The sequence below is a fragment of the Mammaliicoccus sciuri genome (genome assembly GCF_002901825.1).
Classification (GTDB): domain Bacteria; phylum Bacillota; class Bacilli; order Staphylococcales; family Staphylococcaceae; genus Mammaliicoccus; species Mammaliicoccus sciuri.
The window spans coordinates 95,728-108,177 of record NZ_PPQD01000018.1 but is presented as its reverse complement, the minus strand read 5'-3'; the positions used below and the strand labels follow the sequence as shown (position 1 = coordinate 108,177).

Below are 12,450 nucleotides of genomic sequence, written 5' to 3'. Positions count from 1 at the left end.
GTGTATATATAGATGCAAAATATTTTAAAAGAGTATTTCGGATATCAACAATTTAGAGATGGACAGAAAGAAATTATTGATAAAGTTATTGATCATCGTCCCACTTTAGGTGTTATGCCAACAGGTGGCGGTAAATCGATTTGTTATCAAGTGCCGGGTCTATATTTAGATGGATTAACGATTGTGATTAGTCCATTGATTTCATTAATGAAAGACCAAGTTGATAGCTTGAGATCGATGGGAATCAAAGCTGAATTTTTAAACAGTACTTTAACAGCTAAAGAGAAAAAAAGAGTAGAGAATGAACTTGTCTCAGGACAGTTGAAATTTCTATATATTGCACCTGAAAGATTTAATCAACCACAATTTATACAAATGTTGAATAAATGTAATGTACAGCTCATCGCATTTGATGAAGCACATTGTATTTCGAAGTGGGGACATGATTTTAGACCAAGTTATCAAGAAGTGATTACACATGTTATGAGCTTGCCTCATCATTTTAGATTGGTGGCATTAACAGCAACAGCCACTAAAGAAGTACAAGAAGATATCTCTCAAAAATTAGGAATTGCTGAAAGTGATATTGTTGAAACGTCTATTAAACGTGAGAACTTAACTTTTAAAGTGAACAATACATATCAGAGACTTAATTTTGTTAAAGATTATGTGAAGAAAAATATTAATCAATCAGGTATTATTTATTGTTCTACTCGAAAACAAGTTGAACAATTAAGTGAAACATTTGATGATTTAGAGATTAAAAATGTGATGTATCATGCAGGGCTACCAAAAGATGAACGAGAACGTGCACAACGTAAATTTATTGAAGATGATATCAAATTAGCAATTGCAACAAATGCTTTTGGTATGGGAATCGATAAATCAAATGTTAGATACGTGATTCATTATAATATGCCTCAAGATATCGAATCATATTATCAAGAGGCTGGTCGAGCTGGTCGTGATCAGTTAGACAGTGAATGTATCTTATTATTCTCAGACCGTGATATAGACCTTCAAAAATTCTTCATTTCTTCAAGTTCTGCAGATGATGAATACAAAGAAAAGCAAGGCGAAAAGCTTCGACAAATGATTCAATATACGAAGACGACTAAATGCTTAGAAGCGATGATGATTCATTACTTTAATCCTGATGAAAAATTAGAAGAGTGTGGCAGATGTTCTAGTTGTTTACAATCAGAAAAATCATATAACATGACAACTGAAGCACAAAAAATATTAAGTTGTATCGCGAGATTAAAACAAAAAGAAAAACGTAATATGATAATACAAGTATTAAGAGGAGAACAAACACCTCAAATAACGTCTTTAGGATATGATGAACTCAGTACTTATGGTATTTTAAAAGACTATACGACGAATGAATGTCATCATTTGCTTGATGAATTACGTTATAAAGGCTATTTAAATGAACATAAAGAAATATTAAGTGTTGATCAAGAAGCGATGGATGTATTGCGTGGAAAAGTTGAAATTATGACAACACCATTTAAATCTAAACCGAAAGAAATCGTTGATATTCAAACGATTACAGATGTTGATAGATCATTGTTTAATCGATTAATAGAAGTTAGAAAAGATTTAAGTAAAGAATTAGAAGTTTCACCGCTTTCTATATTCTCTGACCAAATTTTAGAGCAATTTGCTAAACGATTACCTGAATCTAAAAAAGAAATGATTTTAATCGACGGTATTGGAAGTTATAAATTGAAACACTATTGTCCGATATTTATTGAAACCATTAAAAATTATAAACAACCCATTTAAGAAAGAATAGGCATTTTATTGTGGAATTAGGGTAAATAATATAAAGGAAATTCTAGCATTGATAAAAAAGAGGAATGTGGTGTCTATTAATGATTAAGTTTGAAGCTGTTTCAAAGATATACGGGGATAAGAAAGCAGTAGATAATGTAAGTTTTAATATTAATGAAGGTGAATTTTTTGTACTTATAGGACCTTCTGGGTGTGGAAAGACTACAACACTTAAAATGATCAACAGGTTAATACCTTTATCAGAAGGATTTATATATTTTAACGATAAACCAATAAGTGAATATGATGTTGCGGAAATGCGATGGGACATTGGGTATGTTCTCCAACAAATAGCACTTTTTCCGCATATGACGATTAAAGAAAATATCGCACAAGTACCAGAGATGAAGAAGTGGAAAAAGAAAGATATTGCGAATAGAGTAGATGAATTGCTAACTATGGTCGGTTTAGATCCTGAAACATATCGAGATAGGTATCCAAGTGAGTTATCTGGAGGACAACAACAACGTATTGGCGTTATTCGTGCACTAGCTTCCGATCCGCCAGTTGTCTTAATGGATGAACCATTTAGTGCACTAGATCCAATTAGCAGGAAGAATTTACAAGATGATTTACTCGAACTTCAATCACAAATTAAAAAAACAATCGTCTTTGTAACACATGATATTGAAGAAGCAATGAAAATGGGAGACCGTATTTGTTTATTGAATCAAGGACATGTGGAACAAATTGGAACGACAGAAGACTTTATTCATCGCCCTAAGAATGATTTCGTAAAATCATTTATTGGTAATGTGGATGCGCATGTATTAAAGCAAGTGAAGTTAGGAGATATTGCGCAACCAATTTCAGAAGTAAATACGCATTCTATTGATCAATATCCTAAAGTTTCACCAGAACAAACGATTGACGACATATATGGATTATTAGCAGAACACGAAGCGATTGTGATGGATTCAGAAAATGCATCACCTAGCCATATTGTGACAAGACAATACGTGTTTAGTTATTTAGCTGAAAAGAATAGAGGTGTTTCTTCATGAATGCCTTAATCGAAACACTTTCAAGCCGTAAAGGGCAACTTTTAGAAACGTTAATTGAACATATTCAATTGTCATTTATTGCACTTTTAATTGCAGTCGTAATCGCAGTTCCGTTAGGTATATTACTGACAAAGACTAAAAAGTTAGCCGAAGTTATTATTAACATCGCAGCTGTATTACAAACAATACCATCTCTTGCTTTACTAGGTTTAATGATTCCGCTATTTGGTATAGGGCGAATACCGGCAATTATTGCACTTGTTATATACGCGTTATTACCAATATTAAGGAATACATATACTGGTATTAAAGAAGTTGATCCTTCATTGATTGAAGCGGCACGTGGTATAGGTATGAAGACTGGTAGAAGATTGTCTAAAGTTGAGTTACCACTTGCAATGCCAGTTATGATGGCTGGTATTCGAACAGCAATGGTATTAATCATTGGTACAGCAACATTAGCAGCTTTAATAGGTGCTGGTGGTCTAGGGGATTTAATATTATTAGGTATTGATAGAAATAATTCATCTCTTATATTACTTGGGGCAATTCCTGCAGCTATTTTAGCAATTTTCTTTGATGTATTTTTAAGAATTTTAGAAAGAATTTCATACAAGAAGTCTTTAATTATTCTTGGAACAATATTAGTCATATTCTTATTATCTGTAACGATACCTTTATTTGCTCAAAAAGGTGATAAAATCACATTAGCAGGTAAATTAGGATCTGAACCAGAAGTTATCACAAATATGTATAAGATTTTAATTGAAGAAGAAACTGACAACACTGTAGAAGTTAAAGCAGGTATGGGTAAGACATCTTTCCTATTTAATGCATTAAAGTCTGACGAAATAGATGGATATTTAGAATTCACAGGTACAGTTCTAGGTGAGTTAACGAAAGAAACACCGAAATCAACAACAGAACAAGAAGTATATAATCAAGCTAATAATAGTCTTGATAAAAAATTTGATATGCAATTGCTTGAACCGATGAAATATAATAATACGTATGCTTTAGCAGTTAAAAAAGAATATGCTGAAAAACATAATATTAAAACTATTTCAGATTTAAGTAAGGTAGAAGATGAAATTCGACCTGGTTTCACTTTAGAGTTTAATGACCGTGAAGATGGTTACAAAGGTATTCAAAAGAAATATGATTTAAACTTTAAAGATGTTAAAACTATGGAACCTAAATTAAGATATCAAGCACTTGAAAGTAATGATATTGATTTAATCGATGCATATTCAACAGATGCTGAGCTTAAAGAATATGGCATGGTTGTATTGGAAGATGACAAAAAATTATTCCCACCATACCAAGGTGCACCACTTATGAAAAAAGAAACAATTAAAGAGCATCCAGATGTAGTGAAAGCTATGAATAAACTAAAAGGCAAAATATCTGATGAAGAAATGCAAGAAATGAATTATAGAGTGACAATCAAGGATGAAGATGCTTATCAAGTCGCGAAAGAATATTTACAGAAGAATGACTTGATCGATTAAATACCATTGATTTATGAAAATGATTAGGTCTATAATACTAATAAATTAACAAACGGTAAATTTCGGTTTACCGTTTTTATAATTCAACTTGGAGGTCTAAAAATGAAGCAACAATTAAGTGAATTACAAGCATACCAACCGGGGTTATCTCCGAGACAATTAAAAGAAAAATACGGCATAGATGGAGACATGGTCAAACTTGCTTCAAATGAGAATTTATATGGTCCTTCACCAAATGTTAAAGAAGCAATCAAAGCTAATTTAGATAAATTATTCTACTATCCAGAAGTGAAACAATTTGAAGTGAAAGAAACATTAAGTACATTTCTCAATGTGAAAAAAGAACAAATATTCTTTGGTTCAGGTTTAGATGAAGTGATTATGATTATTTCAAGAGCAGTTCTTGAAAAAGATGATGAAATTTTAACGAGTGACATGACATTTGGACAGTATAGACATCATGCCATTATTGAAAGTGCTCAAGTTAAAACAACACCAATTAAAGATGGATATTTTGATTTAGATGCAATGTATGAACAAATTACAGATAAAACGAAACTGATTTGGATTTGTAATCCGAATAACCCAACAGGCACATATTTGCCTCATGATGCAATAGAAGCATTTATTCAAAAAGTACCAGATGATATTATCGTTTTAATAGATGAAGCATATATAGAATTTGCTGTTGCTGAAGACATGCCAAATAGCTTAGAATTGCTTTCAAAATATAATCAAGTCGTTGTCTTACGTACACTTTCTAAAGCATATGGATTAGCAGCACAACGTATTGGTTATGCAATCGCTAATGAATCATTATTAGACCAATTAGATATTGTCAGATTACCATTCAATGTAACATCACTTTCAGCTGTTGCAGCAGATGCCGCGATTAAAGATCAAGCATACTTAAAAGACATTACAACAAAGAATCGTCATGAAATTGAGAAATTCTTAAATGCACCTTTTAAAGAACATATTTACGATAGCCAAACGAACTTTATATACGTTAATACAGACGAACCTCAAGTATTATATGATTATTTAATAAAAGAAGGCTTTATCACAAGACCATTCCCAAATGGTGTACGTATTACGATGGGCTTTAGTGAACATAACGATAAGATGTTACAAGTATTAGAAGAATTCTTTAAAACACACAGTTCGTAATAAAGGAAAGGCATTGCGTTCTTTGGTATACTAGTAGACATTGATATATAAAGGAGAAGGTATAATGACGAAGCAAACAATTGGTATCGATATGGATGAAGTGCTAGCTGACACAATAAAAAAACTTTTAAGACGTTACAATGAAGAAACTTCTTCTAATGTTACTATGGAAGAACTTAAAGGTACTAAAATCCGTAATATGATGCCTGAACATCAAGGTATTTTGACAAGTATTTTAAGAGAAGATGGATTTTTTAGAGACTTAGAAGTATTTCCAGACGCTGTGGAAGTTGTACAGAAGTTAAATGAATACTATGACGTATATATTGTTACAGCAGCAATGGACGTACCAACATCATTTGCTGATAAATACGCTTGGCTAAGAGAACATATGCCATTCTTAGACCCTCAACACTTTGTATTTTGTGGAGATAAAGGTATCGTCAATACAGATTATTTAATTGATGATAATCCTAAACAACTAGAAAGCTTCAATAATCATTCTATTATGTATGCAGCAGATCATAATATTGATATTGATAAATGGCCAAAAGTTCAAAACTGGAAAGAAGTAGAAGCATATTTCTTTGGTGAAAACGGGGAATATAATAAACAACAAGAATCTTTATCAGAATCATATAAATAAAGTAAAAGACATCAGCTTGGGAAGCTGATGTCTTTTACTTTAATGTATGCCTTGCATAAGTTTTTTAATTTTTGGCGTCATTGATAATACAATAAGTGAAACGACAATTGCGATTGCGCCGATTAAGCCAAAGTAGTTCTGTTGTCCTAACGGCTCGATCAGTTTAACTAATTGTCCGTTAATACCTTGTGCTGTTGCATTCGTTAAGAACCAAAGACTAAGCATTTGTGCTGAAAAGGCTTTTGGTGCAAGTTTAACGGAAACACTTGATCCAGTAGGTGATAAACATAATTCCCCAATAACACATAGGAAGAAGCTTAATACTAACCAAATTGGATTCATCAGTTCAGCTTGTTGCATCATCATTGCAATCATCATAGCAATAAATGAAATACCAGCGAATGCTAAGCCAATTACAAATTTAAGTGGTGTAGAAGGATTGTATTTACCTAATTTTTGCCACAAGAATGAAATAACTGGTGCAAATAGAACAATGAAGATTGGGTTAATGGATTGGAACCAACCTGCTGGTATCACGAAATTAATACCATATGCATTTAAATCTAATTGTGTATGTTCTTGCGCGAATACACCAAGTACGTTTGATCCTTGTTCTTGAATACTCCAGAATAAAACAGAAGCTAAGAACAATGGTACATACGCAAGTAATCTTGATTTTTCTGTTTGATCTATATCAGGGCTTCTATACATAATTGTCCAGTATACAAATGGTATAACGATACCGATAATTAAAACGATTAAACTGATTGAATTAAATGTAAGATAACCTGTTAAATATAAAATAGCTAAAAGAATAACAATACCTATTGCACTATATGTAAACATTTTAGCGTATTTAACTTTTTCTTTATGATTGAGTGGGTTAGAAGGATAATTTTCAACTTCCCCAAGACTTCTTTTTTGGAATAGAATGTATGCTACTAAAGCTAAAAGCATACCGAAAGCTGCGATTGAGAATCCTTGGTGGAAACCAACGCTTACACGTACTTTGTCGATAATAAGTGGTGATAATAAAGCACCCATATTAACTGACATATAAAAGATAACAAAACCTGCATCTAATCTATTATCATTCTTATGATATAAACCACCTACAACATTTGAAATGTTAGGTTTCATAAGTCCCGAACCTACAATGATTAATATCATAGAAATAAGAAATGCACCTAAACCAAACGGTAAAGATAACACTAAATGACCTAGCATAATAAGTACTGCACCGTACATTAATGATCTACGAGAGCCAAGTAATCTATCAGCTACCCAACCACCTAATATACCTGTCATAAATATTAATGAACCATACATGGCCATAATTTGTTGAGCTGTAATTTTATCTAAACCTAGTCCGCCTTGGCTGACAGTAAAGTATAAATAATACAGTAAAATTGCACGCATCCCATAATAACTAAAACGTTCCCAGAATTCTACAAAGAACAATATACCTAGGCCGCGAGGATGTCCAAAAAATCCATGTTGAGGGACAGTTTCAACCATTTCCTCTCGCGTCATTTTGCCCATAAAAAATCGCTTCCTTTCTAAACTTCCCCCGATTGTCAGGTAAGTTTAAAGAACATTTTAACCCTATATGTTAGTAAATTCAATAAAATTTTAATAAGTTCTAATATTGTGAATATTCTAAAATAATTAATATATCATTAAAAAGTATTTTTACACATATTAGTTAATTGTGTAACTCGTATTGTTGTGTGATAAGAGTGAAGCAGGGCTCTTGATGTTGGTATTAGGGACAGAATTCCGAGAAATGTCCGTAAGAGGTGCAGTTAGGGACATAATTCTGAGAAAAGTCCGTAAGAGGTATTGTTAGGGACAGAATTCCGAGAAATGTCCGTAAGAGGTGCAGTTAGGGACAGAATTCCGAGAAAAGTCCGTAAGAGGTGCAGTTAGGGACAGAATTCCGAGAAATGTCCATAAGAGGTGCTGTTAGGGACATAATTCCGAGAAAAGTCCGTAAGAGGTACAGTTAGGGACAGAATTCCGAGAAGTGTCCGTAAGAGGTGTCGTTAGGGACATAATTCCGAGAAATGTCCGTAAGAGGTGCTGTTAGGGACATAATTCCGAGAAAAGTCCGTAAGAGGTGCTGTTAGGGACATAATTCCGAGAAATATCTCTTATTGAGCACATTCTAATTACCAGAATTCGAAATAATGGAAGTTAGCGGATTCTAATTACCAGAATTCGAAATAATGGAAGTTACAGTATGCTAACTCCCAGCAATCAGAACTTTCCTGATACTAAAAAAGGTAAGGGCAACTTGTTGCCCTTACCTGTTAAATGGCTAGATCTTATTTTACGCCGGCCATTAATGTTTTAATTTTTGGACTTGCTACAAGTAAGATGATTGAAATGATGATTGCGAATATACCTGAGTATAAGAAATAATCATTTGAACTAATACTTGTATAAATTTTTACCATTTGAGCATTCAAACCTTGAGCCATAGCATTTGATAAGAACCAAACACTCATCATTTGAGCTGTAAATGCTTTTGGTGCTAATTTAGTTGTTGTTGATAATGCGATTGGTGATATACAAAGTTCACCTAGTGTTACTAATAAGAAACTTGCGAATAACCAAACTGGGTTAATTAAAGTTGATGTGTCTGATAACGGAACGACCATAATAATATATGAAAGTCCTGCTAAGAATACACCTATAGCAAATTTATAAACAGTAGGTGGGTTGAATTTACCTAATTTAACCCATAATACTGAGAACAATGGCGCTAAAATAATAATGAAGAATGGGTTAAGTGATTGGAACCATGCTGCTGGTATATTAAAATCAATTGCGCCACCTGTTAATTTAGCCATGCTTAATTGTGTCTTAGTATCTGCGAATTGTGCTAATACTGTAGAACCTTGCTCTTGAATCATCCAGAATGCTACTGCTGCAATGAATAATGGTATATATGCATATACACGTGTACGTTCATAATCTTCAGTCTTTTTACTTAATGAAATTTTCACGAAATAGTAAATTGGTAGAACAACACCAAGTACTGAAATAAAGTTTGCGAAATTAGGCAATGTTAATTGACCGAATAGACTAAGGATGAAACAAACGATTGCGATAATTACGACAGTGATACCAACAATTTTGACCATTTTTTTCTTTTCAGAAGATGATAATGGATCAGGTACTTCAACACCCGCTAAACCTAAATATTTCTTGTTTGTTATGAAATAAATGATTAAACCGATGAACATTCCAACTGCTGCTACTGCAAAACCAGCATGGAAGCCTACGTTTACTTGTAACCAACCGATTAATAATGGTGAAATTAAAGCACCTAAGTTGATTGACATATAGAAAATAGTAAATGCTGAATCCATTCTTGGGTCATTCTTTTCATATAATAAACCTACTGTAGAAGAAATGTTTGGTTTCAATAATCCTGTACCAATAATTAAGAACAATAGCGCGATTAATAGCAATGTAAAATTATTTGGTAATGATAATAAGATATGACCAATCATGATGAGTATTCCACCGTAGAATAATGCATGGCGTGTACCAGTAATTCTATCAGCAATCCATCCACCGATAACACCACTCATATAAACAAGTGCACCGTAGATTGAGACGATTTGTAGTGCTAAACCTTGATCAATACCAAAGCCGCCTTTTGCTACTGAATAGTAAATGTAGTAGGCAAGAATAGCCTTCATTCCATAATAACTAAATCTTTCCCAGAATTCGGTAAGGAATAGTGTAGCCAAGCCTTTAGGATGACCAAAGAAACCTGTACGTGGCGTACTTTGGATAATTTCCTCTTTAGTATAATGTTTGTTACCCATTTTTTACTTCCCCTCATAATAAACTGTATTCATTTTTAGATGTACTTAAAATTAGCACATGTTAAATTGTAATGCTTTCACAAAATAAACACAAGTTAAAGATTAACAATATTCATACAATAATGACTATTAAAAATACTAGCGTCAATAGTGGCAAGGCTTAAGATAAATGTGAACAAATTTTTAAATTTGTAAGCGTTTTCTTTTTTGGTGAGTAATATGTTTTGAAATGTGAAATTTATGTATATTAATAGCCGAGTCATGTTGAATAAGACTCGGCTATATATTATATGCTTATCTGTTGTCTATATTTTCAGGGTATAAATCGTGGTTCATCATACGATACTCTGCCATTTTTTCGTATTTAGAATCTGGTCTTCCGTAGTTTGTATAAGGATCTATAGAAATGCCGCCACGTGGTGTGAATTTACCTAAAACTTCTATATAATGGGGGTCCATTAATTCTATTAAATCATTCATGATAACATTCATACAATCTTCGTGAAAATCACCATGGTTTCTAAAACTGAATAAGTATAATTTTAATGATTTAGATTCTACCATTTTGACGTTTGGAATATAAGAAATATAAATTGTCGCAAAATCAGGTTGTCCAGTAATAGGACATAATGAAGTGAATTCTGGACAATTGAATTTAACAAAATAATCTCTACCTTGATGTTTATTGTCGAACACTTCTAATACTTCTGGTTTGTATTGATCATAATATTGATTATTTTGATTCCCTAATAACGTAATATCTTTTAAATCGTCTTTGTTTCTTCCCTCTGACATTATGATTCTCCTTTATTAATTGCTTCCTTAGGTTTTGGGTTTCTTTGGGCTTTCTTGAACATATAATAGCCTGCTAAGAATATAATAATGTATCCTAGATAACTGAGTAAATCTGGTACTTCTTTAAATAAGATGAAACCGAGTATTGCACTGAATATTACAGATGCATATACAAATATTGAAATATCTTTTGCTGCTGCGAAACTATATGCAATTGTAATACCAAATTGACCAACTGTTGCAAAGACACCTGATAATAATAATATGATGACTTGTGAAAGTGTCATTGGTTCATATGTAAATATGACAAACGGTATTAATGCAACCGTAGAAAAGAATGAAAAGTAAAATACTGTTGTATATGATTTTTCACGTTGTCCTAAAGGTCGTAGTGCAGTATAAGCACCTGCAGCAAAAATTCCAGATAATAAACCAATAACTGCTGGCATCATATCTGAATCAAATGTTGGCTTAATGATAAACAATGCACCAAGAATCGCTACAACCATTGCAATTACTTGATATTTGCGTGCTTTTTCATTTAAAAATAACGCACAAAGTAGTATAGTCCAGAATGGGTTTAATTTCATTAACATATCCGCATCACTTAATACCATGTGATCAATCGCATAAATATTGAGTAATACACCAATAAGTCCAAGTGTAGAGCGTAAAATGAGTAACGGTTGATTTTCTAATTTACCGAAAAATGGTGCTCTATACTTCATGACAAAGTAAATAGGTACAATCATCGCGATGAGATTTCTAAAAAGTGATTTTTGGAAAACTGGTAAGTCACCAGATAATCTGAAGAATACTGCCATTAAACTAAAACCAATCGAAGAAATGAGTATTGCAATTATTCCTTTTACTGTGGAATTCATGTAAACACCTTCTATTTTTTATCAATGAACATATATTATCATAATTCACTTTAAAAAGTATATGACTTATTCAGTGATTGTTTTTAACAAAAAAATTTTTATGAAAGTAATTTTCAAATGTTGATATAGCAACGCTTAGTCGAAATAGGGAGAAAGTCAACCCTATTTTTTTAAAAATAATAAGGTATTATAAGTGTTATGAATCATTTAAAGTGTTATAATGAATCACATAATATAGTATGTGCTTATAAAACGTAACACTATATCTTGTGTTTTGTGCATTTGAAATAAAAATGAATAAAGTGTTCATTTTTTTGTATTTTTTATTTCATTTATACAGTTGCATAGGCATTTACATGTGGTAGGTGAAAGTTTATGAAGATAATTTATTACTCTTTAACTGGTAATGTACGACGGTTCATACAGAGAGCAGGGTTGTCTGACACAATGGCTCTCACTGAGGCAAACAAGACAAATGAAATAAATGAACCATTTATAATGGTTACAGGTACAATTGGATTTGGCCAAGTACCTGATACTGTACAAGATTTTTTGAAAGTGAATCATCATAATCTTAAAGCAGTAGCAGGTAGTGGAAATAGAAATTGGGGACAGAATTTCGCGAAAGCTAGTGAAGAAATCGCGAATCAATATCATGTCCCTTTATTGATGAAATTTGAGTTACACGGTAACCAAGCAATAGCAGATGAATTTAAAGAAAAGGTGGTTAATCTCTATGAAAATGATAAACAAACAAAA

10 protein-coding genes are annotated in these 12,450 nt (G+C 32.4%); 6 read left to right on the top strand and 4 right to left on the bottom strand.

What is annotated here, in order from left to right; all coding sequences use genetic code 11:
* Positions 1–12: 12 nt before the first annotated feature.
* The 5 genes from recQ to CD035_RS04980 all read left to right on the top strand — a co-directional run bounded on the left by recQ (position 13) and on the right by CD035_RS04980 (position 6,170).
* A complete protein-coding gene (gene recQ, locus CD035_RS05000) occupies positions 13–1,791 on the top strand; it encodes a DNA helicase RecQ (RefSeq protein WP_048539947.1) in 1,779 nt (592 codons plus the stop codon).
* Between the two features lie 89 nt (positions 1,792–1,880).
* The gene (locus CD035_RS04995; RefSeq protein ID WP_048539946.1) at positions 1,881–2,843 is read left to right on the top strand and encodes an ABC transporter ATP-binding protein; all 963 of its coding nucleotides are present in this window, start codon (positions 1,881–1,883) and stop codon (positions 2,841–2,843) included.
* Positions 2,840–4,354: an ABC transporter permease/substrate-binding protein gene (locus CD035_RS04990; protein WP_048539945.1), complete on the top strand. Its 1,515-nt coding sequence runs from the start codon at positions 2,840–2,842 to the stop codon at positions 4,352–4,354. Before CD035_RS04995 ends, CD035_RS04990 begins: the two co-directional genes overlap by 4 nt.
* Positions 4,355–4,456: 102 nt before the next feature.
* Entirely contained in the window at positions 4,457–5,524 is a 1,068-nt protein-coding gene (gene hisC / locus CD035_RS04985) for a histidinol-phosphate transaminase (RefSeq protein WP_048539944.1), read from the top strand.
* A 64-nt stretch (positions 5,525–5,588) separates the two neighbouring features.
* A complete protein-coding gene (locus CD035_RS04980) occupies positions 5,589–6,170 on the top strand; it encodes a 5' nucleotidase, NT5C type (protein WP_048539943.1) in 582 nt (193 codons plus the stop codon).
* A gap of 39 nt (positions 6,171–6,209) precedes the next feature.
* Here the strand turns inward: CD035_RS04980 and CD035_RS04975 are convergent, their stop codons facing one another.
* The 4 genes from CD035_RS04975 to CD035_RS04960 all read right to left on the bottom strand — a co-directional run bounded on the left by CD035_RS04975 (position 6,210) and on the right by CD035_RS04960 (position 11,691).
* Entirely contained in the window at positions 6,210–7,712 is a 1,503-nt protein-coding gene (locus CD035_RS04975; protein ID WP_048539942.1) for a peptide MFS transporter, read from the bottom strand.
* Between the two features lie 785 nt (positions 7,713–8,497).
* A complete protein-coding gene (locus CD035_RS04970) occupies positions 8,498–10,012 on the bottom strand; it encodes a peptide MFS transporter (protein ID WP_048539941.1) in 1,515 nt (504 codons plus the stop codon).
* A gap of 294 nt (positions 10,013–10,306) precedes the next feature.
* Positions 10,307–10,807 (bottom strand): preQ(1) synthase, encoded by a 501-nt coding sequence (queF, locus tag CD035_RS04965; RefSeq protein WP_048539940.1) that lies wholly within the window; start codon positions 10,805–10,807, stop codon positions 10,307–10,309.
* Entirely contained in the window at positions 10,807–11,691 is an 885-nt protein-coding gene (locus CD035_RS04960; protein WP_048539939.1) for a DMT family transporter, read from the bottom strand. The genes queF and CD035_RS04960 overlap by 1 nt, the downstream gene beginning before the upstream one ends.
* 375 nt (positions 11,692–12,066) lie before the next feature.
* Here CD035_RS04960 and nrdI point away from each other — a divergent pair.
* A partial coding sequence (nrdI, locus tag CD035_RS04955; RefSeq protein WP_103354205.1) for a class Ib ribonucleoside-diphosphate reductase assembly flavoprotein NrdI occupies positions 12,067–12,450 on the top strand: 384 nt, incomplete at its 3' end.

Coding starts and splice junctions, on each gene's coding strand:
- recQ (WP_048539947.1), top strand. CDS start 13: ATGCAAAATATTTTAAAAGAGTATTTCGGATATCAACAATTTAGAGAT.
- CD035_RS04995 (WP_048539946.1), top strand. CDS start 1,881: ATGATTAAGTTTGAAGCTGTTTCAAAGATATACGGGGATAAGAAAGCA.
- CD035_RS04990 (WP_048539945.1), top strand. CDS start 2,840: ATGAATGCCTTAATCGAAACACTTTCAAGCCGTAAAGGGCAACTTTTA.
- hisC (WP_048539944.1), top strand. CDS start 4,457: ATGAAGCAACAATTAAGTGAATTACAAGCATACCAACCGGGGTTATCT.
- CD035_RS04980 (WP_048539943.1), top strand. CDS start 5,589: ATGACGAAGCAAACAATTGGTATCGATATGGATGAAGTGCTAGCTGAC.
- CD035_RS04975 (WP_048539942.1), bottom strand. CDS start 7,712: ATGGGCAAAATGACGCGAGAGGAAATGGTTGAAACTGTCCCTCAACAT.
- CD035_RS04970 (WP_048539941.1), bottom strand. CDS start 10,012: ATGGGTAACAAACATTATACTAAAGAGGAAATTATCCAAAGTACGCCA.
- queF (WP_048539940.1), bottom strand. CDS start 10,807: ATGTCAGAGGGAAGAAACAAAGACGATTTAAAAGATATTACGTTATTA.
- CD035_RS04960 (WP_048539939.1), bottom strand. CDS start 11,691: ATGAATTCCACAGTAAAAGGAATAATTGCAATACTCATTTCTTCGATT.